The organism is Mumia sp. ZJ430, from assembly GCF_011751845.1.
Taxonomy (GTDB): Bacteria; Actinomycetota; Actinomycetes; order Propionibacteriales; family Nocardioidaceae; genus Mumia.
Window position 1 is genome coordinate 472,234 of record NZ_JAAHFK010000001.1, and the last position, 25,082, is coordinate 497,315.

The 25,082-nt window shown below is 71.0% G+C and carries 22 protein-coding genes, 2 tRNA genes, 1 other RNA gene and 1 pseudogene; 15 read left to right on the forward strand and 11 right to left on the reverse strand.

Features of this window, described 5'->3' with window-relative positions; translation table 11 throughout:
* Positions 1–39 precede the first annotated feature (39 nt).
* Complete coding sequence (locus tag HCT63_RS02275; RefSeq protein ID WP_243842851.1) at positions 40–954, reverse strand: RNA polymerase sigma-70 factor; 915 nt, start codon at positions 952–954, stop codon at positions 40–42.
* A gap of 90 nt (positions 955–1,044) precedes the next feature.
* On the opposite strand from HCT63_RS02275, the gene HCT63_RS02280 reads away from it, so the two are divergent.
* From HCT63_RS02280 to HCT63_RS02300, 5 genes are all read left to right on the forward strand, one after another.
* Complete coding sequence (locus HCT63_RS02280) at positions 1,045–1,989, forward strand: NAD(P)-dependent oxidoreductase (protein ID WP_167001110.1); 945 nt, start codon at positions 1,045–1,047, stop codon at positions 1,987–1,989.
* Positions 1,990–2,033: 44 nt separating this feature from the next.
* Positions 2,034–3,212: a helix-turn-helix domain-containing protein gene (locus HCT63_RS02285; RefSeq protein WP_167001112.1), complete on the forward strand. Its 1,179-nt coding sequence runs from the start codon at positions 2,034–2,036 to the stop codon at positions 3,210–3,212.
* Between the two features lie 92 nt (positions 3,213–3,304).
* Positions 3,305–4,597: an FAD-dependent oxidoreductase gene (locus tag HCT63_RS02290; protein WP_167001114.1), complete on the forward strand. Its 1,293-nt coding sequence runs from the start codon at positions 3,305–3,307 to the stop codon at positions 4,595–4,597.
* Positions 4,598–4,649: 52 nt separating this feature from the next.
* Entirely contained in the window at positions 4,650–5,324 is a 675-nt protein-coding gene (locus tag HCT63_RS02295) for a GPP34 family phosphoprotein (protein WP_167001116.1), read from the forward strand.
* Between the two features lie 162 nt (positions 5,325–5,486).
* Positions 5,487–6,125 carry an ACT domain-containing protein gene (locus HCT63_RS02300; protein WP_167001118.1) on the forward strand — a complete coding sequence of 213 codons (639 nt, stop codon included), beginning with the start codon at positions 5,487–5,489 and terminating at the stop codon, positions 6,123–6,125.
* 69 nt (positions 6,126–6,194) lie between these two features.
* Here the strand turns inward: HCT63_RS02300 and HCT63_RS02305 are convergent, their stop codons facing one another.
* The 5 genes from HCT63_RS02305 to upp form a co-directional block, all read right to left on the reverse strand.
* Complete coding sequence (locus HCT63_RS02305) at positions 6,195–7,073, reverse strand: SDR family oxidoreductase (protein WP_167001120.1); 879 nt, start codon at positions 7,071–7,073, stop codon at positions 6,195–6,197.
* Positions 7,074–7,188: 115 nt separating this feature from the next.
* Entirely contained in the window at positions 7,189–8,574 is a 1,386-nt protein-coding gene (gene pntB / locus HCT63_RS02310) for a Re/Si-specific NAD(P)(+) transhydrogenase subunit beta (protein ID WP_167001122.1), read from the reverse strand.
* 7 nt (positions 8,575–8,581) lie between these two features.
* The gene (locus HCT63_RS02315) at positions 8,582–10,129 is read right to left on the reverse strand and encodes a Re/Si-specific NAD(P)(+) transhydrogenase subunit alpha (protein ID WP_167001124.1); all 1,548 of its coding nucleotides are present in this window, start codon (positions 10,127–10,129) and stop codon (positions 8,582–8,584) included.
* A 233-nt stretch (positions 10,130–10,362) separates the two neighbouring features.
* On the reverse strand, positions 10,363–11,334 hold the full coding sequence (locus tag HCT63_RS02320; protein ID WP_167001126.1) for a type IV toxin-antitoxin system AbiEi family antitoxin domain-containing protein: 972 nt from the start codon (positions 11,332–11,334) through the stop codon (positions 10,363–10,365).
* Between the two features lie 171 nt (positions 11,335–11,505).
* On the reverse strand, positions 11,506–12,144 hold the full coding sequence (gene upp / locus HCT63_RS02325; RefSeq protein WP_167001128.1) for a uracil phosphoribosyltransferase: 639 nt from the start codon (positions 12,142–12,144) through the stop codon (positions 11,506–11,508).
* Between the two features lie 79 nt (positions 12,145–12,223).
* Between upp and HCT63_RS02330 the strand changes: the two genes are divergently transcribed.
* The 3 genes from HCT63_RS02330 to HCT63_RS02340 all read left to right on the forward strand — a co-directional run bounded on the left by HCT63_RS02330 (position 12,224) and on the right by HCT63_RS02340 (position 13,323).
* Positions 12,224–12,721: a tRNA adenosine deaminase-associated protein gene (locus HCT63_RS02330; protein WP_243842852.1), complete on the forward strand. Its 498-nt coding sequence runs from the start codon at positions 12,224–12,226 to the stop codon at positions 12,719–12,721.
* 34 nt (positions 12,722–12,755) lie between these two features.
* A complete protein-coding gene (tadA, locus tag HCT63_RS02335; protein ID WP_167001130.1) occupies positions 12,756–13,187 on the forward strand; it encodes a tRNA adenosine(34) deaminase TadA in 432 nt (143 codons plus the stop codon).
* Positions 13,188–13,238: 51 nt separating this feature from the next.
* Positions 13,239–13,323: transfer RNA gene (locus HCT63_RS02340), tRNA-Ser, on the forward strand.
* Positions 13,324–13,376: 53 nt separating this feature from the next.
* On the opposite strand, the gene HCT63_RS02345 is transcribed toward HCT63_RS02340, so the two are convergent.
* Positions 13,377–14,030: an HAD family phosphatase gene (locus tag HCT63_RS02345; protein WP_167001132.1), complete on the reverse strand. Its 654-nt coding sequence runs from the start codon at positions 14,028–14,030 to the stop codon at positions 13,377–13,379.
* 39 nt (positions 14,031–14,069) lie between these two features.
* Positions 14,070–15,002 (reverse strand): siderophore-interacting protein, encoded by a 933-nt coding sequence (locus HCT63_RS02350; RefSeq protein ID WP_167001134.1) that lies wholly within the window; start codon positions 15,000–15,002, stop codon positions 14,070–14,072.
* Positions 15,003–15,132: 130 nt separating this feature from the next.
* On the opposite strand from HCT63_RS02350, the gene HCT63_RS02355 reads away from it, so the two are divergent.
* Positions 15,133–16,374: a hypothetical protein gene (locus tag HCT63_RS02355; protein WP_167001136.1), complete on the forward strand. Its 1,242-nt coding sequence runs from the start codon at positions 15,133–15,135 to the stop codon at positions 16,372–16,374.
* Between the two features lie 51 nt (positions 16,375–16,425).
* On the opposite strand, the gene HCT63_RS02360 is transcribed toward HCT63_RS02355, so the two are convergent.
* The 3 genes from HCT63_RS02360 to HCT63_RS02370 all read right to left on the reverse strand — a co-directional run bounded on the left by HCT63_RS02360 (position 16,426) and on the right by HCT63_RS02370 (position 17,606).
* The gene (locus HCT63_RS02360; RefSeq protein WP_243842911.1) at positions 16,426–16,956 is read right to left on the reverse strand and encodes a LytR C-terminal domain-containing protein; all 531 of its coding nucleotides are present in this window, start codon (positions 16,954–16,956) and stop codon (positions 16,426–16,428) included.
* A 2-nt stretch (positions 16,957–16,958) separates the two neighbouring features.
* Complete coding sequence (locus HCT63_RS02365) at positions 16,959–17,255, reverse strand: type II toxin-antitoxin system VapB family antitoxin (RefSeq protein WP_167001140.1); 297 nt, start codon at positions 17,253–17,255, stop codon at positions 16,959–16,961.
* Positions 17,256–17,518: 263 nt separating this feature from the next.
* Positions 17,519–17,606: transfer RNA gene (locus HCT63_RS02370), tRNA-Ser, on the reverse strand.
* Positions 17,607–17,697: 91 nt separating this feature from the next.
* Between HCT63_RS02370 and ffs the strand changes: the two genes are divergently transcribed.
* The 6 genes and pseudogenes from ffs to HCT63_RS02400 all read left to right on the forward strand — a co-directional run.
* Positions 17,698–17,794: signal recognition particle sRNA small type (gene ffs / locus HCT63_RS02375), an RNA gene on the forward strand.
* A gap of 46 nt (positions 17,795–17,840) precedes the next feature.
* Complete coding sequence (locus tag HCT63_RS02380; protein WP_208322226.1) at positions 17,841–18,431, forward strand: hypothetical protein; 591 nt, start codon at positions 17,841–17,843, stop codon at positions 18,429–18,431.
* Between the two features lie 312 nt (positions 18,432–18,743).
* Complete coding sequence (locus tag HCT63_RS02385; protein WP_167002239.1) at positions 18,744–20,690, forward strand: DNA polymerase III subunit gamma and tau; 1,947 nt, start codon at positions 18,744–18,746, stop codon at positions 20,688–20,690.
* Positions 20,691–20,800: 110 nt separating this feature from the next.
* The gene (locus HCT63_RS02390) at positions 20,801–22,015 is read left to right on the forward strand and encodes a hypothetical protein (RefSeq protein ID WP_167001142.1); all 1,215 of its coding nucleotides are present in this window, start codon (positions 20,801–20,803) and stop codon (positions 22,013–22,015) included.
* Between the two features lie 87 nt (positions 22,016–22,102).
* Positions 22,103–23,110 carry an alpha/beta hydrolase gene (locus HCT63_RS02395; protein WP_167001144.1) on the forward strand — a complete coding sequence of 336 codons (1,008 nt, stop codon included), beginning with the start codon at positions 22,103–22,105 and terminating at the stop codon, positions 23,108–23,110.
* Positions 23,107–25,068, forward strand: a pseudogene (locus tag HCT63_RS02400) (aminodeoxychorismate synthase component I); the annotation flags it as partial. The gene HCT63_RS02395 and the pseudogene HCT63_RS02400, both read left to right, overlap by 4 nt.
* Positions 25,069–25,082: the final 14 nt, after the last annotated feature.

A 25,082-nucleotide genomic window follows, 5' to 3' on the forward strand; every position in this document is an offset into this window, starting at 1 on the left:
ATGCTCGCATGTGCCCAGGTCAGGGCGAAACCCTCAGCGTCAGGTCCCGCCCCCCATCAGACCGTAGAGGTCGCCGACCGGGCCGAGATGGCGCAGCTTCTCCGGGTTGAGCACATTGTGCAGCCGTGCGATCTGGCCGTCGACGACGTCGATGGTCATGAGGGAGAGCAGTGCGCCGTCGGCAGCACGCGCCCGCAGGGCCGGCTCGCCGTTCGCGACGACCTGGTCGATCAGCACGCCGAATCGTGCGCCCTGGCGCACCAGACCGGCGAGGAACCGCGCGACCTGGACCGTGCCCACCATCGGCCGCTGGATCGCCGGAGCGCGTCCGCCGCCGTCGCCGACGAACATCACGTCCTCGGCGAGCAGTCGCTCCAGGCCGGCGACGTCACCCCTGGAGACGGCCGCGACGAACTGGGCCGCCAGACGGTCGCGTTGCTCCGGCGACGCGTCGAACCGCGGTCGGCCGTCGTCGATCCGCTTCCTTGCCCGGGCGAGGATCTGCCGGCAATTCGCCTCCGACTTATCGACCACCACCGCGATGTCGGCGTAATCGTAGGCGAGGGCCTCGCGCAGGACGAAGACCGCACGCTCCACCGGCGTCAAGGACTCGAGCAGCATGAGGAACGCGGTGGAGACGGTCGCGTCGAGCTCGACCTGATGCGCGGGATCGGCGTCGGAGGAGGCGACGAGCGGCTCGGGCAGCCACGGACCGACGTACTGCTCGCGTCGGACGCGGGCAGAGCGCAGCGTGTCGATCGCGAGCCGCGTGGTGACCGTGGTCGCGTAGGCCTCGGGGTTGTCGACCGACAGCCCCTCGGGGCCGGCGCGGTGCATCCGAAGGAACGCCTCCTGCACGACATCCTCGGCCTCGGCCACGCTGCCGAGCATCCGGTAGGCGATCGAGAACATGAGGGGGCGGAGATCGTCGTGCACGTCCGCCAGACTCGCCACGGCCCGATCCAACCAGATGAAGAGGGTCAGGCGGGACTGTCACACGGACGGCGGCTGTCTCGTCGGACGGGGTGACGAGAGGAGAAGGACATGCGTGTCTTCATCGCAGGAGCCAGCGGAGCGCTCGGCAATCGGCTGATCCCGCTGCTGGTGCAGGACGGCCACGAGGTGACCGGAACGACCAGGAATCAGGAGGGCCTCGCGAGGGTCCAGGAGGTCGGTGCCGTCGGTGCCGTCATGGACCCGCTCGATGCCGACAGCGTGCGGTCCGCCGTGGTCGGCGCCCGTCCCGACGTCGTGGTGCACGAGCTCACCGCGCTCGGGGCCATGAGCGGCAACCCGAAGCACTTCGACCGGGACTTCGCCGTCACCAACCGGCTGCGGACGGAGGCGACCGATCACCTCCTGGCGGCGGCTCAGCAGTGCGGTGCCCGGCGGTTCGTCGCCCAGAGCTACACAGGCTGGCCGAATGAGCGTCGCGGGTCGTGGGTCAAGTCAGAGGAGGATCCGCTCGCCGCCGACCCGGGCAAGGAGGCGCGCGAGTCGTTGGCGGCGATCCGTCACCTCGAGCACGCCGTGACCACGACGCCGGGCATCGACGGTCTCGTCCTGCGGTACGGCAACTTCTACGGACCCGGCAACGCCCTCTCGCGCGGCGGCATGATGGCCGAGATGATTCGGCGCGGGCGGATGCCGGTCGTCGGTGGTGGTGCCGGGGTGTGGTCGTTCCTTCACATCGACGATGCGGCATCGGCGACGGCGGCGGCAGTCGACGGGGGTGCGCCTGGTGTCTACAACGTCGTCGACGACGATCCCGCGCCGATCGCGCAGTGGCTGCCGTACCTGGCCGAGCAGCTCGGCGGGCGCAAGCCGATGCGGCTCCCCGCATGGCTGGGACGTCCACTGATCGGCGAGCTCGGCATCGCGATGATGACCACGATCCGCGGGTCGTCGAACGCGAAGGCCGAGCGCGAGCTGGGCTGGAAGCCCCGGTACGCGAGCTGGCGGGAAGGTTTCCGTACCGGGCTCGGGTGAGTCGGGGGCGTGTCGCGTCGGTCGGGACCCCGTACATTGCCCGCATGGACCCCCGTGACGACGACCTCACGTCGCTCGCGAACTCGCTCGCGGAGCTCGTCGGTGCCCCGATCACCATCGAGGATCCCGACTCGAGCGTGCTCGCGTACTCGCAGAGCGCCGACGCCGAGCGCTCGCAGGCGGTCGACGATGCGCGGATCACGACGATCCTCGGTCGGCAGGTCCCGCCGCACTACCGCGCCCTGCTCGACGACGCGGGCGTGTTCACGGAGATCGCGCGCAGCCGGGAGGTCGTGACGGTCGACCTCTCGGGATCGGGGATGACGCGGCGCGCGATCGTGGCGGTACGGGACGACTCCGGCACGCTGCTGGGGTCGGTGTGGGCCGCTGTGCCCGACGGCATCACGTCGGAGCAGCGGCAGGCGATGCTCGACCTCGCCCCTGTCGTGGCCGGCCGTCTCGTCCGGCTGCGCGAGCGGGCCGACTCGACGCGCCAACGGACCGTCGAGGTCGTCGAGACGCTGCTGAGCGGGGGCGACGACGCCGTCCGTGCGGCCCAGACGCAGGGCTTGCGTACGCCGTGCACGGTCCTTGTCCTCGCTGCGGACCGCGCGCGCCTGGCCGTGCCCGCCGCCCGTGCCAGCGCCTTCGTGCTGCACCTCGCGGCGGTGGCGCCCAGCGCAGCCGCCGCGCAGGTCGACGACGTCGTGTACGCCGTCGTCGCGGGGCCGGAGGCGACTGCGGCCCGGGTCGCGCGTGACTTCCTCGCCCGGTCGCGCGGTCCGCTCGTCGCCGGGGTCGGCCGCACCGTCGACTCCGCGGCGGCGATCGACCTCTCGGCGCGCGACGCCGACGCGGTGGTCCGGGTGCTGCGCCGGCGAGGCCGTTCGGGCGTGGTGGAGACCGTACGGGGTGCGCTCGCCGACGTGGTCGCGCTGCGCAGCGCGGATGCGTGGGCGGGGTACGAGGAGTTCAGCCCGCTGACCGCGCTGGTGCGGTTCGACGACGAGCACCACGCCGAGCTGCTGTCGACGGCGCGGGCCTACCTGGCGCACGGCGGCGACGTCGCTGCCGCAGCCGCCTCGCTGCACGTCCACCCCAACACGTTGCGCAACCGGCTGCGACGTGCCTCGCAGGCCGTCGGCGTCGACCTCGACGACCCCGACACGCGCCTGCTGCTCGCGCTGCACCTCAAGGTCACGGACGTCGCGGACGCCGACTGACCGCACCCGCTGTGCGATCGCACAGCGGGCCGCCCGAGATCGTGGCCGAACCCACAGTCCGCGCCGCCGCCCCACGTCCGAGCATGTTCGCCATGAGCACGAATGCCGGCGCGCTCCGCGCCTCGAAGAGCCCTGAGCACGTCGTCGTCGCGGGTGCCGGGATGGTCGGACTCGCGACGGCCTGGTTCCTGCAGGAGCGCGGGGTCCGCGTGACGATCGTCGATCGTACGGGCGTCGCGGCCGGGGCGTCGTGGGGCAATGCCGGATGGATCTCCCCCGCGCTCACTCTGCCGCTGCCCGAGCCCGCCGTGCTGTCGTACGGGGTCCGGGCGATGCTCAGCCCGTCGTCGCCGGTGTACGTGCCGCTGAGCACCGACCGGCGGATGCTGCAGTTCCTCGTCGGCTTCGCCCGGCACTGCACCCCGGCCCGATGGCGCTCGGCGATGGCGGTCTTCGCCGAGCTGAACCGCGACGCGCTCGGGGCGTACGACGTCCTCAGCGAGGGTGGCACAGCCGGCCACGAGGTCCGCGAGCCGATCCGCGACGCCGACCCGTTCCTCGCGGGCTTCGCCTCGGTCGACGACCGCAAGACCTTGGTCGACGAGCTCACGCACGTCGTGGCCTCGGGCGGCTCGGTCGACTACGAGCTCCTCAGCGGCGAGGAGATCCGGTCCTTGGAGCCGACTCTCGGCAACGGGGTCCAGGCCGGCGTACGGATGCTGGGCCAGCGTTTCGTCAACCCGCCGGCGTACGTGGCGTCGCTCGCGGACTCGGTGGTGCAGCGCGGGGCCGACCTGGTCGCGGGCTTCGACGTCGCCGACGTGGTCGACCTCGGGACGCAGGGCGTCGACGTCGTGGCGAGGACCGGGGAGAGGGTGCGTGCGGACGCGGTCGTCCTGGCCACCGGGACCTGGCTCGGCGACCTCGCCCGCGCGTACGGCGTCAAGCGCGTCGTGCAGGCGGGCCGTGGCTACAGCTTCACCGTGGTCCCTGACGAGATGCCCAAGAACCCGATTTACTTCCCGGTCCAGCGCGTGGCCTGCACGCCGCTCGGCGATCGGCTGCGCGTCGCCGGGATGATGGAGTTCCGCCGCCCGGACGCGCCTCTCGACCCGCGCCGGATCAACGCGATCGTCGAGGCTGCCCGGCCGATGTTCACCGGGGTCGACTGGACCGCACGTCGCGAGGAGTGGGTCGGCTCCCGCCCCTGCACCGCCGACGGGCTGCCGCTCGTCGGGGCCACGCGGTCACCGCGGGTGCACGTCGCGGGCGGGCACGGAATGTGGGGCATCGCCCTCGGGCCGCTGACCGGCCGGATGGTCGCCGACGGCCTCACCGGCCACACCGTTCCGTCGTACGCACGCCGTCTCGACCCGCTGCGCTGACGGCCGGCATCCTCCCCGTACCGACGAGTGGCGGCGGGCTAGCATCGCGACCATGCTGATCGCCGAAGACCTCGTCCTGCTGGTCACCGACGACGAGACCGGCAAGAAGGCGTCGACCGGTACGGGGCTGGACGCCGCGCTCGGTGGCGCGATCCTCATGGAGCTCGCGCTGCGGGGACGCGTCGAGGTCGAGGGCGAGGGGCGCAAGGCGAAGGTCGTCGTCCGTGACGGCGGGCCGACCGGTGAGCCGCTCCTCGATGACGCGGTCGCGCGGCTGTCTTCGGGCGAGCCGCTCGCCCCCAGAAGTGCGGTGGCACTGCTGGGCAAGAAGGCCCAGGAACGCCTTCACGACAGCCTGGTCGGGCGTGGCATCCTCCGTCGCGAGGAGGGGCGGGTCCTCGGGATCTTCCCGGTGACGCGGTGGCCGGCGGCGGACTCGGCTCATGAGTCCGCGCTGCGTACGCAGCTGCACGACGTGCTCGTCGTCGGAGTCGACCCGACTCCCGAGGTCGCCGCGACGATCTCGCTCCTCCACGCCGCGGACCTTCTCGGCACCGTCGTCGACAGGGCGGATCGCAAGGTCGCCAAGCAGCGCGCGAAGGAGATCGAGTCGGTCGCCTGGGCCAGCGCCGGCGTGCGCCAGGTCGTGGAGGCGGCCAACGCCGCCGTGCTCGTGGCCGTCATGGCGGCGACGACCGCGACGGCAGCGAGCTCGGGCAGCGGTTGAGGCACGTCAGGACCCGCCGTTGACAATTCGGTCGATTCGCCGTGAGGGCTCCGGCGTCTGATCCGAGTCGGTATGCTCGGCGCGGAGCATCTGGTCGTGGTCACCGTCGACCGCGTACGCGCCCTCGCTCGGGCGTGGTCGGCTGAACGGAGGATTCGACCCATGGCGTTTCTGCTGCGCATCGAACTTCCCGACGTTCCGGGGTCGCTCGGCGCTGTCGCGACGGCCCTCGGTGAAGCCGGCGCGGACATCCACGCGATCGAGATCGTCGAGCACCGCAATGACGGCAAGGCCGTCGACGATGTGCTGCTCGAGCTCCCCGTGACGACCATGCCGGACCAGCTCATCACCGCCTGCCACCGGCTCGACAGCGTCCGGGTGCAGTGGATCTCGCGCTACAACGCGGGTGCCAACCTCTCGATGGACCTCGAGGCCGTCGAGGCGTTCACCGCCGAGCCCGCACGCGCCGTGGAGAGCCTCGTCGATCGCATCCCGGAGACGTTCCGGGCCGACTGGGCGATGCTCGTCGCGCGCGGCGGCAGTGGCAACGGCCTGCTCCACGCCACGTCGACGGCGCCCGAGACCGTGCCCGAGGTCGACAAGTGGTTCGCGCTCGACCACGCGCAGCGCCTCAGCCCGGTCGCCGAGTGGGGCTCGATGGTGCTCGCCGGCGCACCTGTGCCCAAGCGCGACGCGGTGGTCGTCTTCGGGCGGCACGGCGGACCGCCCGTGCTCGATTCCGAGCTCGCCCGTCTGGGCCACATCGTCGCGCTGGCGGCGTCGGTCGGCACCACCACCTGACCTCGTACGCACCAGAGCCCGGTGTCCGGCCCCCGGATGCGGGGCCGGACACCGGGCCCGGGTGCCGTCCTACGCCTTGTCGGTGACCGGCACGTGGCCGGAGTGGTTGCGGCCCAGTGCGGCCACCTCCGCCTCCATCGCGGAAACCGTCTTCTTGACCATCCGCCTGGCGATCGGCTCGGCGAGGGCGGACGACACGAGCGGCTTGGTGAGGTTGGCGACGACGACGCCGCGCGGGACGTACACGCGACGCTTCTTCTTGGCGATGCCGTGGCAGATCGCGGTGACGCAGTCCTCGAGCGTCGTCGTGCCGTTGGCGGGCCACGGCAGCTTGCTGCGGATCGCCTTGAAGCTCGGCAGATCGGCCTCGGCACCCCGCACGATGTCGGTGTCGATCCACGACGGGTGACAGACCCCGACCTTCACGCCCTGGACCCACATCTCCTGTCGCGTCGCGAGCGCGAGCGCCTCGACCCCGGCCTTGCTGGCGTTGTACGGGGCGAGGCCGGCGAGCGGGGTGAACGCGGCGAGCGACGAGACGACGAGGAGGTAGCCCTTGGTCTCGATGACGTGCGGGATCGTCGCGCGAAGTGTGCGGAAGACCCCGTTGAGGTTCACGTCGACAACCCGCTCGAATGCCTCGGGGTCGATCTGGCGGACCGTGCCGTACGAGGCGATGCCGGCGTTGGCGAGGACGTCGTCGATACGGCCGAAGTGAGTGGCGGCGGCGTTGACGGCGGTCGTGACGGCATTGGTGTCGCGGACGTCAGCCTCCCACCAGGCCGCCGCGTCGCCGAGCTCGGCGGCGAGCGACTTGAGCTCGTCGGGCTCGAGCCCGATCAGCGCGACACGGCCCCCGCGACGGACGTACTCGCGGGCGACACCTGCGCCGATGCCGCGCGCGGCACCGGTGACGACAGCAACCCTGCCGGTGAACGTGGAGGTCATGGGAGCAAGATACCGACGGTATCCGAGATGCGCCACCCTCGATGTCGCATCCTGGATGCACCGAACGGCCGGGTCCCGTGCGTACGGATCCCGGCCGGTCGACGTGAGCTACTCGCTACAGCGCCTTGAGGATGTCCTCGACCCGCTCCTTGGCGTCACCGAAGAGCATCTGGGTGTTCTCCCGGAAGAACAGCGGGTTCTGGACCCCGGCGTAGCCGGCGGCCATCGACCGCTTGAACACGATGACGTTCTCGGCCTCCCAGACGCGTAGCACCGGCATGCCGGCGAGCGGGCTGGTCGGATCCTCCGCCGCGGCCGGGTTGACGGTGTCGTTGGCGCCGATGACCAGGACGACCGACGTGTGGGCGAGGTCGTCGTTGATCTCGTCCATCTCCAGCACGATGTCGTACGGGACCTTGGCCTCGGCCAGGAGCACGTTCATGTGCCCGGGCAGACGGCCCGCGACGGGGTGGACGCCGAAGCGGACCTCGATGCCACGGTCGCGCAGCTTGCGGACGAGGTCGGCCACCGGGTACTGGGCTTGCGCGACGGCCATACCGTACCCGGGCGTGATGACGACCGACCGTGCGTTGGTCAGCAGATCGGCGGCGTCGGCGGCGTTGGTCTCGCGGTGCTCGCCGTAGTCGGTCGCATCGTTCGTGGAGGCCTCGATGCCGAAGCCGCCTGCGATGACGGAGAGGAACGAGCGGTTCATCGCCTGGCACATGATGTACGAGAGGTAGGCACCGGAGGAGCCGACGAGCGCTCCGGTGACGATCAGCAGGTCGTTGCTGAGCAGGAAGCCCGACGCGGCAGCAGCCCAGCCGGAGTAGCTGTTGAGCATCGACACGACCACGGGCATGTCGCCACCGCCGATCGAGGCGACCAGGTGCCAGCCGAGCGCGAGCGCCACGATCGTGACGAGGATCAAGAGGACGAGGTGCGGTGAGGCGACGAACCAGGCCGTCAGGATCACGAACAGCACCAGCGCGCCGATATTGATCGCGTTCTTGCCCGGCAGCATCAGCGGGGCCGAGCGCATCCTGGCCGACAGCTTGAGGTTGGCGACGATCGAGCCCGTGAACGTCACGGCGCCGATGAAGATGCCGATGAAGATCTCGGCGTGATGGATGTCGGCCAGCGAGCCGGATAGGTGGTTGGGGGCGAGGTAGCCGTTCCAGCCGACCAGCACCGCGGCCAGGCCCACGAAGGAGTGCAGCAGGGCGATCAGCTCGGGCATCTGGGTCATGGCGACAATGCGCGCGCACCACAGGCCGATGGCGGCACCGATGACGACGGCGACCAGCAGCAGCGCGATCGCGAGACCGTCGGCGACGTCAGCGACCAGCACGAACGTCGCGAGCAGCGCGATCGCCATGCCGGTGATGCCGTACCAGACGCCGTTGCGCGAGGTCTCGTGCTTGGACAGGCCGGCGAGGGACAGGATGAACAGCAGCGACGCGACGATGTACGCCGCGGTGGCAGCACTCTGTGCAGTCATGGCGGCGTCAGTCCTTCGAGAACATGCTGAGCATGCGACGGGTCACGGCGAAGCCGCCGAAGACGTTGATGGAGGCCAGCAGGATCGCGACGAACGACAGCACGCGGATCAGCCCGGCGTTGTCGGTCCCGTCGCTGACCGAGATCTGCAGCATCGCGCCGACCACGATGATGCCGCTGATCGCGTTGGTCACGGACATCAGCGGGGTGTGCAGCGCGTGGTGCACCTTGCCGATGACGTAGTAGCCGATGACGACCGCGAGCGTGAGCACGGTGAAGTGCTCGGGGAGCGGCGCCGGCGCGAAGGCGTTCACCAGGAACAGTGCCAGGATGCCGGTGCCGATCAGCCCCCACTTCACGGCGGGGTTCGGTGGTCGCTTCTCCGTAGGTGCGGCAGGCGTGGCCGACGGGGCTGCCGCTACGGGTGTCGCCGAGACGGCGACCGGCGGTGGCGGCCAGGTCTTCTTGCCGTCGCGGACGACCGTGACGTTGCGCTGGACGACGTCCTCGAAGTCGAGGACGAGCTGTCCGTCCTTGCCTGGCGTGAGCAGCTTGAGCAGGTTGACCAGGTTCGTGCCGTACAGCTGCGACGCCTGGGTGGGAAGGCGGCCGGCAAGGTCGGTGTAGCCGAGGATCGTCACGCCGTTGTCGGTCACGACCTTCTGGCCCGCGACCGACCCTGCGACGTTGCCGCCCTGGGCAGCGGCCATGTCGACGATGACGCTGCCGGGCTTCATGCTCGCCACGTCGTCCTCGGTGATCAGGCGCGGGGCGGACCGCCCCGGGATCAGCGCCGTCGTGATGACGATGTCGACGTCGGCGGCCTGCTCGGAGTAGATCTCCGCGGCGCGCCGGTCGTACGCCTCGCTGGTGGCCTTGGCATAGCCGTCGGTCGAGACCTCCTGCTCCGCGTCGACCTCGAGGTATTCGCCGCCGATCGACCTGACCTGGTCGGCGACCTCGGGGCGCGGATCGGTGGCCCGGACGATCGCGCCGAGGCTGCTCGCGGCGCCGATCGCCGCCAGCCCGGCGACCCCGGCGCCCGCGACGAGCACCTTGGCCGGAGGCACCTTGCCCGCAGCGGTGACCTGTCCTGTGAAGAACCGGCCGAACTCGTGCGCCGCCTCGACCACGGCGCGGTAGCCCGCGATGTTGGCCATCGATGACAGGACGTCCATCGACTGCGCACGGGAGATGCGCGGCACCGCATCCATCGCGAGCACCGTGAGGCTGCGCTGGGTCAGCTCTTCGACGAGCGTCTCGTTCAGCGCCGGCGAGATCAGGCTGATGAGCGTGGCGTCGTCGGAGAGGAGGCCGATCTCGTCCGACGACGGCGCGTTGATCTTGAGTACGAGGTTGGCCTCCCAGGCCTCGTCGCGCGGCACGATCGAGGCACCGGCCTTGCCGTACGCCTCGTCGGAAAAGCTGGACGCTATGCCTGCACCGGACTCGACCACGACGTCGTACCCCAGCTTGATCAGCTGGATGACGGTCGCCGGGGTGCCGGCGACGCGTGTCTCACCCGGCGAGGTCTCCTTGACCACGCCGATCTTCATTCGGCAGACGTTAGCCTCAGGGACTGTCGGCCGACCAGTGGGTGAGATTTGAGTCTCACATGGTGGAGCGTGTCGACCGTGACGAGGTATGTGACCTGCGCAGACGCCGCACCGGTTCACTTTGCGTGGGGGCCAACGCAGCGTCCGTTCCCCACCTGAATGCTTCGGTGGGGCCAGGGATCTTCGTGGGGGCCAACGCAGAATGCCATCGCGGAAGTGAGGGGGCGGGGCGTTCACCCGAAGAGGCGGCGCGACTGCGTCAGCTGGGCGAGCACTCGTGCGGCGACCCCCCGGTCGAGCGTGTAGACGTCGCCCCAGATCAGGCGCGACATGCCGTACCGCTGTCCGCACATCCGCTCTTCGCGGCGCTTCTCGGAGACGACGACCTCGGACGCGTCGTCTCCTTCCTTGTACGGCCGGTAGTACTTGCGGAGGCCGTCGAACTCGCCGAGGTGGCGCCACTCGGGCCACGCATAGTCCGACCGGCCGAGGAAGTTGCCGTTCTCGTCGTACACGTCGTACTGCAGCACGGGCTTCGGCAGGTCGAACACGTGGAACATCCACCGACCGAGCGACTCGCCGGCCGACTCTGCCTTGCCGTCGGCGAACGCGAGCGCGGCCGACGCGCGGGGGCTCCCCTGCCAGCCGCGGTGACGTTCTTCGGCACGCTCGAGCTGATCGCGATCGACGAGGCCGTGGTGCAGGGCGGCGTCCATTGCCACGACGCCGCTACGGACCTGCGCGAGCGAGGCCGACTCCCACAGCGCGCGCGGGAGAGTGGTGACCTGACGCCCGTCGACCTCGTCGATCTCGCTGTCGGTCAAGGACCCCGCGTGGAATCGGACACCGGCGACCGTACGTCCGTTGCGCTGGTCGAGCCGCGTCACGTGCACGAGCGACAGGTCGACGGCGACCAGCGGCATGCGTCGTACGGCGAGCGCCGAGTGGTGGCTCAGCACGGCACCGGGACCGAGCTTGTCCGCGACCGCCTGGCAGCGGACCGCGTACTGCTCCGTCGCGTGAAGCTCGCCGTACGTCGCGGGCAGCGCCCAGGCGCCGTACCGGACCTTCGCGATCGCCCTGCGCCCGCGTGCCGACGCGAGCGCGCCCGGGCCGTACCCGTTGTCACGCGCGTCAGCGGTCGTGAAGTAGCCGCCGCGGCGTCCGGCGATGGCCGCGATCACCGGATCGTGCTCGATCTCCATCGCGCCAGGGTGGCGGGGACGGCGCCCGGCCCGCATCCGCATCGCGCTCTGCCTGTGGACAACGCGCCCATTCCCCCATGGCCCCACCGCAGAATGCGCGCCCCACCGGAACATTCAGGTGGGCCACACACTTTCCGTTGGCCCCAACGGAAAATGCGAGCGGCGGAGGCGTCAGACGACGCCGTACAGGCGGTCGCCGGCGTCACCGAGGCCCGGCACGATGTAGCCGAGCTCGTTGAGGCGCTCGTCGACCGCTGCGACCACCAGCGAGACCGGCACCTCGATGTCGGCGAGGTCGGCCTCGATGCGCGCGATGCCCTCGGGGGCCGCGAGGAGGCAGACCGCCGTGATGGCCGAGCAGCCACGCCGTACGAGGAACTTGATCGCCGCCGCCAGCGTCCCGCCGGTCGCCAGCATCGGGTCGAGCACGTACGCCTGACGGCCGGTCAGATCGTCCGGGAGGCGCTCGGCGTACGTCGCGGGCTCGAGCGTCTCCTCGTTGCGGATCATGCCGAGGAAGCCGACCTCCGCTGTCGGCAGGAGGTGCTGCATGCCCTCGAGCATGCCGAGGCCGGCCCGCAGGATCGGGACGATTAGCGGCTTCGGCGGCGCGAGCCGCACGCCCTTGGCCGGCGCGACCGGGGTCTGGACCGTGACGTCCTCAACGCGCACGTCGCGCGTCGCCTCGTACGTCAGCAGCGTCACGAGCTCGTCGGTGAGCCGCCGAAAGGTCGGGGAGTCGGTCTCGGCGTCCCGCAGGGTCGTGAGCTTGTGCGCGACCAGCGGGTGGTCGACGACGTGGATGTCCATGACCGAAACCCTACCGACCGTCGAACTGCCGGTGACTCCCCAACACCGGAGCAGGTTCCTCTGCCATCCTCGGGAGTACGTGTCTGTGCAGGTCGTCGGAGGTGAGGTCGTGGCGGAGGACCAGGTGGACGTCGCGGTGGTCGCCTATCGCGAGGAGGGCGTGTGGCAGGCGACGCGGCTGACCGCCGAGGCGTCGGAGGAGGTCGACGACCTCGTACGCGCGCTGCGGCCGTTCCCGTCGGAGTGCGGGGTGATCGGCATGGTCGCCGTCGACGAGGACTTCTTCGTGCTCGCGCGGGTGACCGGCCCGCGCACCCAGCTCATGCTGTCCGACGTCACGGCCGTCGACGAGTGGCCGCTGGCCAGCTCCGTCGCCGATGCCCTCGACCTGCCCGACCCGGACGACGACGACGAGCCGCAGCCGGCCGGCGACATGGAGATCCTGAGCGACCTGGGGGTCACGGCGATCGACCTCGCGGTCATGCTCGACGACCCTGACGCCTACCCCGACGAGGTGCTGGGCGACATCGCCGAGCGGCTGGGGTTCGGCGACGTCTACGAAGCGCTCGTCGACTGACGTGCAGTCCCCGCTCGCGTACGACGATGCGCTCATGGAGCGCGCCCTCGCGCTCGCCTCCCGGGCGACGCAGACCGGCGACGTCCCCATCGGCGCGCTCGTCGTCGACGCCGAGGGCGCCGTCCTCGGCGAGGGCTGGAACGCCCGCGAGCGCGACGGCGACCCCACCGCCCACGCGGAGGTCGTCGCGCTGCGCGCTGCGGCAGCCACGCGCGGGGAGTGGCGGCTCGACGGCTGCACCCTCGTGGTGACGCTGGAGCCGTGCACGATGTGCGCCGGCGCGCTCGTCCTCGCGCGGGTCTCGCGTCTCGTCTTCGGGGCGTACGACGAGAAGGCGGGGGCGGTCGGGTCGCTCTGGGACGTCGTACGGGACCGGCGGCTGAATCACCGCCCGGAGGTGCGCGGAGGGGTGCGTGCCGAGGAGGCGTCGGCCCAGCTGCTGGCGTTCTTCGCTGAGCACCGCTGAAGCGCGGACCCTCTTGGGAGGGCGCCGAGCAGGTCCGGTAATCTCTTCTGCGGTGGCGTGTCCGAGCGGCCGAAGGTGCAACACTCGAAATGTTGTGTAGGGAAACCTACCGTGGGTTCAAATCCCACCGCCACCGCCGTACGAGCCCCGCCCGGGAAGCCGGGCGGGGTTCGCTGCTTCCTCGGCCCTTCAGCCCAGTGCGGCGACGAGCTCCGGCGTGACGGCGCCGGCGTCGTCCACGACCGCCGCGGCGAGCGCGAGTGCGTCGGTCTCCGGCGGGTACGCGCGGTTCGGCACGGCCACGACCGCCATCCCTGCGGCGTACGCGGAGCGCAGCCCGCTGGAGGAGTCCTCGACGGCGACGCACGCGGCGGGCGCGACGCCCAGCCGCCGCGCGGCCTCGAGATAGACGTCCGGTGCCGGCTTGCCGCGCGGCACCTCCTCGCTGGAGACCACGGCGTCGAAGCGCGTCGCGATCTCGGCGAGCTCTAGCACAATCACGATCAGCTCGCGGTTGGCGGACGAGGCGACCGCGAGCCGGTACGAGGCGGCGAGCGCTGTCACCGCGTCGACGGCGCCCGGCAGGAGCGGCAGCGCGTCGCGATAGCCGGCGGCCATCACGTCGACGACGGCTCGGCCGATCGTGTCCGGCGGGTCGGGAACGCCGAGCTCCTCGTGGAGGTAGCGCTCCCACTCCGGCGCGCTCATGCCTTGCATCGCGCGGGTGGCGTGGTCCGGGAACGGCCGTCCCGCGGCGGCGACCACGTCGCGACGCGCGGCGTCCCAGCGCTCCTCGGAGTCGACGAGCACTCCGTCCATGTCGAACACGACGGCCTCGATCATGCTCCGGAGACTACGGGCGTACAGGCTGGTGAGCCCGTGTCACCCCTCCGCGCGACCCTCGCGCCAGTAGCCCATGAACGCCACCGAGCGACGGTCCACGCCGCGCTCGGACACGAGGAAGCGCCTCAGCGTCTTGATGACCGACGCCTCGCCCGCGAGCCAGGCGTAGAGGTCTCCGGTCGGCGGGAGCGGCACGCCCGCGTCGTCGAGCGGGACCTCCCACAGCAAGCCCTCGTCGATGTCGACGTCCTCGAGGGCCGTGGCGCCGTCCGCGGTTCGTGCGCCGCCGAGGAGCTGGTCGGCGACCGTACGGACGGCGGGGACGAGGCTCTCGCCGTGTGGTGCGCCCTCGCGGGCGATCCACGTCAGCGACATTCCTGCGGGCCGTGAGAGGTCGGTGAAGTCCTCTGCGTGCGGCACCTCGACGAGGACATGACCGACCGTGGTCTCGGGGAGGTCCTCCAGGATGCGGCCGATCGCGGGGAGCGCGGTCTCGTCGCCGACGAGAAGCAGAGGTCGGCTGCTGCCGGGCACGGCGAACTCGATCGCGCCGTGGGGACCCGGGTGGAGCGCGTTGGGGCCCATGAGCACAGCGGGAGTGCCAGGTCGGCAGGTCGCGGCGAAGCGCCCTGCTGGGCCGGTGGTGCCGTGAAGCACGACGTCGACGTCGACCTCGCGCTGCGCCGGGCGGACATAGCGGATCGTGTACGTGCGCAGCGGGTTGCGGTGCTCGTCAGGCAGGCGGCGCCAGATGTCATACCAGTCCGAGCCGTACGGCACGTAGGCGTAGCCGCCGGTCTCGTCAGGGAGCATGAGCTTGATGCGCTGATCGAACCCGTTGTCGGCCATCTGGTCGAGGTCGTCGCCGCGGAAGGTGACGCGGACGAACGAGCGCGAGAGCGTGACCGTGCGCGCGACCTCGACGTCGAAGAACCGCCATGCAGCAACGGCGGTCTCGGTGGTGGTGGTCAAGGAGCCTCCTCGGCAACAGGTCCAGAGGTAAGGCTAACCAAAGAAATGCTCCCGGTCCAGGCTCGACGAGCGGACCTCCCGATCTGCCACTAGCGTTCGGGCACGGAACCTGCGACGAAGGAGCCACCCAATGCCGACTCCACGCCTGCTCATCACCGTCCCCGCCCTCGCGATCGTCCTGAGCGCGGGCCTCCTCGCCTCAGCCGGCGGTCCCGCCGCCGGTGACGAAGCAACCACCTCGAGTGAGACGGCGGCCGTGACCTCCGTCCAGCGCGCGGTGGCCCAACGGCTGACCGCCGTTCTCACCCCTCAGGGCGAGAAGCCCGCCGACGGCGTGCCCGTCGGCCTCGACGTGGGGATCATCGGAGTCCTCGGGAGCGCCGCCGACGGCTACGACGTCGTCGTCACCCGCGAGACCGACCCGGCGGCGCTGGTCGCGCGGCTCACGGCCGGTCTTCCCGCAGGGGCTCGCAACAGCCTCAGGATCACCACCTCCGAGCGGAGCGCGGACGAGCTGCGGACCGCCTGGCGCCAGGTCAGCGCGCAGGCGTGGGCAGGCGACGCGTCCCAGCGCAGCAGCTACAGCATGGATCTCGACCCCGAGCTCGGTGCCGTGGTCGTCGATGTGGAGGGTACGGCCCCCGCAGCGGGACGTCTCGACGTCCAGCGCGCTCCGGTCGAAGGGGTGGAGCCGGGCGCGGTCGTCGTCCGCTACACGGGGGAGAGCGCGCTGGCGTCGCGTACGGCCGACACGTCACCGCACTGGGGTGGCGCGAAGATCACGGCCGGGAGCACCAGCTGCACGTCCGGCTTCACGGTCAAGAGCAAGACCTCGAGCACGCGCTACTCGGTGACCGCCGGGCACTGCGGCCCGAACGGCACCTCGTGGTACTCGGGGGCGTACTACTTCGGGCAGACCGCCGGGCGCTCCGGCTACCCCAACTACGACCAGGCCCGACTGGCCGGGTCCTCCTACACCAACTCGATCTACACCGACGGCCTGGACAACTTCAACGTCCGTACGGTCACCGGTGCGAACGACGGTGACGTCGGCGACTCGGTGTGCGTCTCCGGCGTGGTGACGAAGTCGGTCTGCGGGATCGAGATCAAGAGCCTCTCCGCGACGTACTGCGACGATCCGGACGTGTCGTCGACCTGCACCACGTACCTCATGCGGGGGCGGCGCGACGACGACCGGGTGATCGTCCGCAAGGGCGACAGCGGCGGCCCTGTCTACCAGCGCAACACCTCGCTCGCGCGGGCCTCGATCCGGGGCATGGTCATCGCGTACGACATGAGCGGCGTGCGGTTGTACGCCGAGCGCTACGCCTCGATCTCCAACCACCTAGGTGTCGTGGCGATCACGAGCTGAGCCCGCTCCGTGTCCTGGCGGCCACCTCGGCCGTCAGGACACGGACGTGCGTCAGGACACCGGCTCGGTCAGGTCCGGGACGCAAATCGTCACGCGGTTCTTGGCCTTGATCGACTCGATCTGCTTCTTCTTCATGCCGGCGAACTTCTTGCCGATGAGGACCTCGACGCTCGCGTCGTCGCCGGGTGCGCCCTTCGTGTACTGAACCTTGCCCTTGAACTGCGCGCCAACCAGGCGGGCGTCGACGCGGTTGGGCTCGCGGGCCACCACACGGACGTTGGCGATGCGGGCGTCTTCCGGCGCGTTGCTGATCGTTCCCGGGAGGAAGCCTGCGGTCTGCAGGTTGATCATCGTGCGGTTGGCCATGCCGGAGCGGCCGCCGGCGTTGAGGACGTTGACCCGCACCTGGTTGGTGGAGAGCTGCTCGCCGGGCTCGAGCGTGCGGTTGCGGCAGGTGTTGGCCGCGACCTCGGGCAGGCTCGGTGGCTTGGCGAACAGCAGGCGGACACCCATGTAGGTGCCGCCGACGAGGACGGCGGTGAGCACCGACATCGTCAGGAACGTGCGCAACCCCCGGCTCATGGTCACCTGTCCATCGTGTAGATGCGAGCGTGCATCACCTGGCGCTGCTGGAGGGCTGCACGCAGTGCGCGGTGCAGACCGTCCTCGAGGTAGAGCCCGCCCTGCCAACCGACGACGTGCGGAAACAGGTCGCCGAAGAACGTCGAGTCCTCGTCGAGGAGGCTGGCCAGATCGAGCTGTCGCTTGATCGTGATGAGCGTGTCCAGTCGGACCTGCTGCGGAGGCAGCTTCGCCCACTGGCTCTGGGTCAGGCCGTGCTCTGGGTACGGCTTGCCCTCGCCCACTCCTCGGAAGATCACCACTGCAGTGTAGTCAGGCGGGCCACGGCGCCTTCGCGTGCGCGGGCGCGCGTGGCGCGGTGTGGAGGGCGGTCGCTCGTCACGTGCGCTCGAGGATGGTGCCGCTGGCCATCGCCACACCCGCACACATGGTGACCGGGCGCTGCCGATCAGCGGTGTCTTGCTGGGCACGAGCAGTGAGGGCGCCAGAAGGCCAGATCCGGAGAGACAACAGGCCGGGCCCCGTCTGGAGCCCGGCCTCTTGTCGATCTCGTGAGATCACCTGGCGGAGGATAGGGGATTCGAACCCCTGAGGGCGTTAACCCAACACGCTTTCCAAGCGTGCGCACTAGGCCACTATGCGAATCCTCCGCGAGCAGGTTACCTGTTCGCGCGACGCGGCCGTGAATCGGGCCCGGTGTAGCCCGACGACGACGCCGTTGGTCGGTGTCGGTAGGATGACGGAAGTCCCTCGCGCGGCGATATCTCGCCCAACTCCCCCAGGGCCGGAAGGCAGCAAGGGTAAGTGAGCTCTATCGGGTGCGCGAGGGACCTTTTCATGTCCTGACCCCCCTGCGAGACCCGTGCCGGGACCATGCTGGTCGGATGTTCCTCGACGAACCTCCCCACGCCGATGCCGTCACCGCGATGTATGCCGCGGACCGCGACGACGGCGGCTACGTAGACAACCTCACGCGGCTGTGGGCCTGGCGGCCCGACGTCAACGACGCGTTCGCCGCCGCACGTGCCGCGGTCGCCACGGACAGCACGCTCACCGACGAGGACCGGGCCGTCCTCGTGGTGGCAGCGGCCTCGGCCCGCGGCGACTCGTACTGCTCGTTCGCGTGGGGTCGTCGGCTCGCCGGGCTCACCGACCCGGCGACCGCGGCCGCGGTGATCGAGGCGCGGCTGGACGCCCTCGACCCGCGCACTGCGGCGCTCGCCGCATGGGCCGCTGGCGTCGTCCGCGACCCCAACGCGACCACGCCCGACGACGTCGCGCGGCTGCGCGCCGTCGGCCTGGACGACCGCGCGGTCCTCGAGGCCACGGTGTTCGTCGCGTTCCGGCTCGCCTACGCGACGGTGAACGACGCGTTGGGCGCACAACCCGACCGGCAGCTGGTGGAGAGGGCGCCGCAGGAGGTCGTCGAGGCGGTCACGTACGGGCGGGCTCCCGCGCGCGAGCACTCGACGTGAGCGCGATACGGGCTGGGGGTGTCAAGGCCGTGTGGGCAGCCTGTGGGAAAAATGTGGATGAACAGCACTTGTCTGTGGATGGTCACGCAGTGCCTGTGCATGACCCTCTGAATAGTGAAAAAAGTCGCCGTTGACCCTTGCACGGTGCGCGAACTGCACGGTAGGACAGTGCAAGTGCGCCTCGGGCGCCGTGCGAGGAAGCAAACCCCCGGAAGGCCCCGCGACGCCGACGTGTCGTGGGGCCTTGCGTATAGCCAGCGGTCCCCGTCGACCGTCAGGAGCGATCGTTAGGGTTGAGGCGTGGACGAACCCATGGCGTTGTACAGGCGGTATCGCCCGGAGACCTTTGCCGAGGTGATCGGCCAGACGCATGTGACCGAGCCGCTGCGGCACGCGTTGGCCAACAACCGCGTCAACCACGCCTACCTGTTCTCAGGTCCGCGCGGCTGCGGCAAGACGACGAGCGCCCGCATCCTCGCGCGCGCCCTCAACTGCGAGCGTGCTCCTGTCGCCGACCCGTGCGGTGAGTGCCAGAGTTGCCGCGACCTCGCGCGCGGTGGCCCCGGCAGCATCGATGTCATCGAGATCGACGCCGCGAGCCACGGTGGTGTCGACGACGCGCGTGACCTGCGCGAGCGGGCATTCTTCGCCCCGGTCAACAGCCGCTACAAGGTCTACATCATCGACGAGGCCCACATGGTCTCGAGCCAGGGCTTCAACGCGTTGCTCAAGCTCGTCGAGGAGCCACCCCCGCACCTCAAGTTCATCTTCGCGACGACCGAGCCCGAGAAGGTCATCGGCACGATCCGCTCGCGGACCCACCACTACCCGTTCCGGCTCGTCCCGCCGAAGGTCCTCACCTCGTACCTCGAGGAGCTCGGCCGTACGGAGGGGGTGCCGTTGGAGCCGACCGCGCTCCCGCTCGTCGTCCGTGCCGGCGGCGGCTCGGTTCGCGACACGCTGAGCGTGCTCGACCAGCTGATCAGCGGTGCCGACGACTTGGGGGTCACGTACGACCTCGCCGCGGCGCTGCTCGGCTATACGCCTGACTCGCTGCTCGACGAGGTCGTCGACGCCTTTGCCGCGGGAGACGGTGGAGCGGTCTTCGCCGCAGTCGACAAGGTCGTCGAGACGGGGCAGGACCCGCGCCGCTTCGCCGAGGACCTCCTCCAGCGCCTGCGCGACCTCGTGATCGTCGCGAACGTGCCCGACGCGATCTCGATCGGCCTCATCGACATCCCCGGCGACCGTGCAGAGCGCATCGAGAACCAGGCCGCGCGCTTCGGCCGTGCCGACCTGACCCGTGCTGCCGACGTCGTCAGTGCGGGGCTGACCGAGCTGCGCGGGGCCACGGCGCCGCGGCTGCTGCTCGAGCTCGTCTGTGCGCGCATCCTCCTGCCCGGTGCTGACGCCACGCCCGACGGTATCCAGGCGCGGCTCGACAGGATCGAGCGACGACTGGCGATGGTGGGCGACGCCCCGCAGGCTGCTGCGCCAGCTCCGGCTCCCGCTACTGCTCCCACGCCGGCGCCGGCCCCCGCGCCTGTGGCGGCCCCTGCGTCGACGGCGCCGGCGCCGACGCCCACACCCGCAGCGGCACCTGCAGCGGCTCCCGTCGAGGCACGGGCCGAGCAGCCGCCCGCGACGCCGGGCACGGTCGGAGTCGCCGACGTCCGCCGACTGTGGCCCGACATCCTCGACAAGGTGCGCGCGCTGCGGCGGTTCACCTGGGTCATGCTCAGCCAGAACGCCCAGGTGCACTCGCTCGAGGGCAACACCGTCACCGTCGGTCTCGTCAACGCCGGTGCGCGCGACTCGTTCGCCCGCAGCGGCTCGGACGGCATCCTCGGCACCGCACTCTCCGAGGTCCTCGGCGGGACGTGGCGTGTCGAGGCGGTCGTCGACCCGTCCGCCGCAGGGGGCGCTCTGCCTCCGACACCTGCGCCGCACCAGCGTCCACCGGAGTCCCCGGCGCCGGCGGCTGCGGCTCCGCCCGAGTCGTCGCAAGGGGCTGCGCCCGAGGCGCCCACCGCTTCCGTGGTGCCTCCTGCCCCGACGCGACCGGAGCGCGCGAGCGCCGACGCGATCGCCGCCGCCCGCGCGACCCTGCGCGAGGACTCCGGTCGCCCGGAGGCGTACGACCCCGACCATCACGCGCGTGCCGACGATCCCGCGATGGACAACGACGGCCTGAGCCACGAGGAGCTCCTCAGCCGCACGCTCGGCGCGCAGGTCATCAGCGAGATCCCGCACGACTGAGGTCGGCGACGCGGGCGTCGTCGGAGGTTTGTCGTCTCGTCGCCTCGATGTCGGATTGTCGCCAACTCCTCTAGGTTCGATGTGCACAAGCACACCGACGAGAGGAATCCATGCGCCACTCGATCGCACGATCCGGGGCCGCCCTCCTGGCAGCCGCAGCGCTTGTCCTACCCACCGCATCCGCCGTCGCCGAACCCGCGGCCGACCGTACGACCGGCCCCGCCGCCTCCACAGACGCCCGCGCGGGCGCACCGGTCAAACCACCCGTACTCCCACGCCACATCGACGGCGGTGCCTGGCCGACGAGCCACGTCCAGGGCGCCGCGATCGACGAGCATGAGGGCGTCGTCTACTGGTCGTTCACCCAGGTGCTCGTCAAGACCGACCTCGAAGGCAACGTCCTCGGGACAGTCACCGGTCTCACGGGCCACCTCGGAGACCTCGACCTCAACACGCACGACGGCCGTGTCTACGGGTCGCTGGAGTACAAGGCCGAGGAAGCCTTCTACATCGCGATCTTCGACGGCGCCAAGATCGACCGCATCGGCATGGACGCCGAGACCGACGGCATCATGACGACCGTCTATCTCCCGGAGGTCGTCGAGGACTTCACCGCCGACATGGACCGTGACGGCGTGTTCGACGGCGACACCGGCAACACGGCGGATCACCGCTACGGCAGCAGCGGCATCGACGGTGTCGCGTTCGGCCCCGCCGCCGGCAAGGACAGGGGCAGGGCGAAGGGCAAGCAGGTGCTGCGCGTCGCATACGGGGTGTATGCCCACAAGGACCGCATCGACAACGACAACCAGGTGCTGCTCGAGTACGACGTCGCGAGCTGGCGCCGCTACGAGAAGCCGCTCGTCCAGGACGCGCCGCACCGCAGCGGGCCGCGCGAGGTCCGCAACAAGTACTTCGTGTTCACCGGCAACACCACGTACGGGGTCCAGAACCTCGAGTACGACGAAGCGTCCGGGCACTGGTTCCTCGCGGTCTACAAGGGCACCAAGCCGGGCTACCCGAACTACTCGCTGTTCGTCGTCGATGGCGACCGTCCCCCGTACGAGGCGGTCGTGCGCGGGCAGGCCGAGCCGGAGCTCGGAGACCACCTGTCGCTGCTGCCTGCCGGGCAGTACGACCCGGCGTCGTCGACCTTCGGGTGGACGTTCGACGCGTCGTACGGGCTCGTGTCGGTCGGAGGAGGCTACTTCTACGGGGCCTCCGGCGGTCCCGTCGTCGAGGACGGGATCAAGAAGCAGACCGGTGCGCTCGACCTCTACCGCTGGACGGGGGCGACGCCGACCCCGTTCGAGAAGGTCGGCTGACTCACGGCAGACCGTGGCCGCTCGTCCGCGCCTCCCCGTACGCTTCGACGTGGAGGTCGCGGGCGAGCGGCCGCGAGAGGAGCGCCAATGACCAGCTGGCAGCCGGACGTGCTGGGCCCCGGGTACGAGCAGCACCGCATCGACCTGGGCGAGGACCCCGACGGCGAGGGCCGCATCGACGCCACCCTCGTACGCCGCGTGCCGCACGCCGACGAGACGCCGACCGGGTCGGTTCTCTATGTCCACGGGTTCAGTGACTACTTCTTCCAGACCGAGCTCGCCGACTTCTTCGCGGCGCGCGGGTTTGCGTTCTACGCGCTCGACCTCCGCAAGTGCGGTCGCTCGCTGCAGCCGGGGCACACCGCACACTTCGTCTCGGACCTCGCGCTGTACGACGCCGAGCTCGAGCGGGCGCTGGCGATCGTGCGCGCCGAGCAGGCCGGCGACGTGGTGCTCGCGGCGCACTCGACCGGCGGGCTGATCCTGCCGCTGTGGCTCGACCGCCGCCGTACGCCTGGGGAGCGCGGTGACGGGGTCGCCGGGCTGATCCTCAACAGCCCATGGTTCGACCTGCAGGGCGCGCGCTACCTGCGCTCGGTCGGCACCGAGGTCGTCAAGCTCGTCGGTCGCGTGAAGCCGACGACCGTCATCAAGCTGCCGCCCGGCGACGCGTACGGGGCGAGCCTGGCCTCATCGCACTTCGGTGAGTGGGAGTTCAACACCGCCTGGAAGCCGATCTCGGGCTTCCCCGTGACGTTCGGGTGGCTGCGTGCGATCCGGCTCGCCCACGCCCGGTTCCACCGCGGCCTCGACATCGGGGTGCCCGCGCTCGTCCTGCGCTCGACCCGCAGCCACGTCGCGAGCGACTACTCCGACGCCGTCGACTCCGCTGACGCCGTGCTCGACGTGCGCCAGATCGCGCGCTGGTCGGGCTGCCTGGGCGGCGACACTCACGTGGTGCCGATCGAGGGAGCGCGTCACGACGTCTTCCTGTCGACCGAGGGCCCGCGCAAGCGCGCGTACGAGGTCGTCGACACGTGGCTGCGTCAGGAGGCGCGGCTTGTCGTGGGGCCCCAGGAGCTCCCGGCCGGATGACCGGTCCCGCCGTGCGCCGGCGGGTCGGGCCGGTCGCGACCGGTGCGCTGCTGCGCCGGCTCCGCGACCGCGACCGGCTCGTGGCCCTGGTCGGGGCGTGGGACGACGGGCACGATCTCGTCGCGTACGAGCCCGACCGGCTGTTCGGCGCCGACGAGGATCCGTTCGATCTCGGGACGGGGCCGGCGGACGGCGCCGCCGCGTCGGCGACGGCGGCGGGCACGTGGATCGGCTGGTGGGGATACCCGCTCGGCGCCCGGCTCGAGGACATCGGCGAGGCGCCCCCGCGGCCGTACCCGCTGCCCGACGCCGACCTCGCGCGCTACGACACCGTGCTGCGGCGCGAGCCGGACGGGGTGTGGTGGTTCGAGTCGGTGGCCGCGCCCGAGGCGGCCGAGCGACGGTGGGACGCGCTGGCGGCGCTGCTGGCGGGCCCCGAGCCGGCTGCGGCGCCGTACGCACTCGAGCCGTTCGTCGCCGTGCCCGGGCTCGACGCGCACCGTGAGGCCGTGCGGCGGGCGATCGCGCACATCCACGCGGGCGACATCTTCCAGGCGAACATCTGCCTGCGCCTCGAGTCTCGGCTGAGCGGCGACCCGCTCGAGATGTTCCTCGCGGGCGTCGAGGAGCTGCGCCCCGCGTACGCGGCGTTCGTCGCGGGTCGTACGGGCACGGTGGTGAGCCTGTCACCCGAGCTGTACGTGCGCCGGACCGGTGACCGCGTGGTGTCGTCGCCGATCAAGGGGACGGCGCCGGCGGACTCTGACCCGGCGGAGCTCGCGGCCTCGGTGAAGAACCGCGCCGAGAACGTGATGATCGTCGACCTGGTCCGCAACGACCTCGGCCGCGTGGCCCGGACCGGCACCGTGGAGGTCACGGCGACCGCGGCGCCGCGCCCGCACGCCGGGGTGTGGCACCTCGTGTCGGACGTGGAGGCGGTGCTGCTCCCGGGGACGAGTGACGCCGACGTGCTGCGGGCGTCGTTCCCGCCCGGCTCGGTCACGGGCGCGCCGAAGGTCCGCGCGATGCAGGTGATTGGCGAGCTGGAGGCGACGGGGCGGGAGGTCTATACCGGCGCGGTCGGCTACGCGGGGCCGCGCGGCCTCGAGGCAAACGTGGCGATCCGGACGTTCGAGGTGCGCGGCGAGCACGTATGGCTCGGTGTCGGCGGTGGTGTGGTCGCGGACTCCGACCCCGACGACGAGCTGCGCGAGTGCTTCACGAAGGCGACCCCGCTCCTGCGTGCCGTGGGCGGGACGTTCGCCGGTGGAGCGGCGAGCTCGGGTCCCGTGGGTCGAGGAGCGGCGAGCCCCCCAGGGCGAGCCGTGTATCGAGACCGTCCCCCCGACCCCGCCTCCGGCATCTTCGACACGCTCCTCGTCCGCGACGGCGTCCCCGTCGACCTCGACGGACACCTCACGCGCCTCGCGGATGCCGCGCGGGCGGTGTACGGCATCGCGCTCGACGCCGACGACCTCGCCCTACGCGCGGGTGATGCCGCGACCGACCTCGCCGGTTCGCACCGCCTGCGGCTGGCGCTCGATCCCCGTACGGGCGCCGTCGACGTCCGTACGACACCGGCCGGAGTCGTGCCGTCGGACCCGTGGACCCTGCGGCCCGTCGTCGTCCCTGGCGGCCTCGGCGACGCGAAGTGGCGCGACCGCGCGCTGCTGGACACGCTTCCGGGCGCGCCGTGGACGCCGACGCGCGACCCGCTGCTCGTCGACACGGACGACAGCGTCCTGGAGACCGGACGGGGCAACGTGTTCGCAGTGTTCGACGACGGCGTCCACACCCCGGCGCTCGACGGGCGGATCCTGCCCGGCGTGACGCGGGAGGTGGTCCTCGGGCTGCTGCGCGCGCGGGCGGTGCCGGTCCACGAGCGCCGGATCGCGCTCGCCGAGCTCGCCGGCGCGATGGAGCTGTTCGTCACCAACGCGATCGGCCGGGTCCGTGCCGTGACGGAGGTCGA

Excerpts from the sequence above, each read along its gene's own strand:
- HCT63_RS02280 (WP_167001110.1), top strand. The coding sequence starts at position 1,045 with ATGCGTGTCTTCATCGCAGGAGCCAGCGGAGCGCTCGGCAATCGGCTG.
- HCT63_RS02285 (WP_167001112.1), top strand. The coding sequence starts at position 2,034 with ATGGACCCCCGTGACGACGACCTCACGTCGCTCGCGAACTCGCTCGCG.
- HCT63_RS02290 (WP_167001114.1), top strand. The coding sequence starts at position 3,305 with ATGAGCACGAATGCCGGCGCGCTCCGCGCCTCGAAGAGCCCTGAGCAC.
- HCT63_RS02295 (WP_167001116.1), top strand. The coding sequence starts at position 4,650 with ATGCTGATCGCCGAAGACCTCGTCCTGCTGGTCACCGACGACGAGACC.
- HCT63_RS02300 (WP_167001118.1), top strand. The coding sequence starts at position 5,487 with ATGGCGTTTCTGCTGCGCATCGAACTTCCCGACGTTCCGGGGTCGCTC.
- HCT63_RS02305 (WP_167001120.1), bottom strand. The coding sequence starts at position 7,073 with ATGACCTCCACGTTCACCGGCAGGGTTGCTGTCGTCACCGGTGCCGCG.
- pntB (WP_167001122.1), bottom strand. The coding sequence starts at position 8,574 with ATGACTGCACAGAGTGCTGCCACCGCGGCGTACATCGTCGCGTCGCTG.
- HCT63_RS02315 (WP_167001124.1), bottom strand. The coding sequence starts at position 10,129 with ATGAAGATCGGCGTGGTCAAGGAGACCTCGCCGGGTGAGACACGCGTC.
- HCT63_RS02320 (WP_167001126.1), bottom strand. The coding sequence starts at position 11,334 with ATGGAGATCGAGCACGATCCGGTGATCGCGGCCATCGCCGGACGCCGC.
- upp (WP_167001128.1), bottom strand. The coding sequence starts at position 12,144 with ATGGACATCCACGTCGTCGACCACCCGCTGGTCGCGCACAAGCTCACG.
- tadA (WP_167001130.1), top strand. The coding sequence starts at position 12,756 with ATGGAGCGCGCCCTCGCGCTCGCCTCCCGGGCGACGCAGACCGGCGAC.
- HCT63_RS02345 (WP_167001132.1), bottom strand. The coding sequence starts at position 14,030 with ATGATCGAGGCCGTCGTGTTCGACATGGACGGAGTGCTCGTCGACTCC.
- HCT63_RS02355 (WP_167001136.1), top strand. The coding sequence starts at position 15,133 with ATGCCGACTCCACGCCTGCTCATCACCGTCCCCGCCCTCGCGATCGTC.
- HCT63_RS02360 (WP_243842911.1), bottom strand. The coding sequence starts at position 16,956 with ATGAGCCGGGGGTTGCGCACGTTCCTGACGATGTCGGTGCTCACCGCC.
- HCT63_RS02380 (WP_208322226.1), top strand. The coding sequence starts at position 17,841 with ATGTTCCTCGACGAACCTCCCCACGCCGATGCCGTCACCGCGATGTAT.
- HCT63_RS02385 (WP_167002239.1), top strand. The coding sequence starts at position 18,744 with ATGGCGTTGTACAGGCGGTATCGCCCGGAGACCTTTGCCGAGGTGATC.
- HCT63_RS02390 (WP_167001142.1), top strand. The coding sequence starts at position 20,801 with ATGCGCCACTCGATCGCACGATCCGGGGCCGCCCTCCTGGCAGCCGCA.
- HCT63_RS02395 (WP_167001144.1), top strand. The coding sequence starts at position 22,103 with ATGACCAGCTGGCAGCCGGACGTGCTGGGCCCCGGGTACGAGCAGCAC.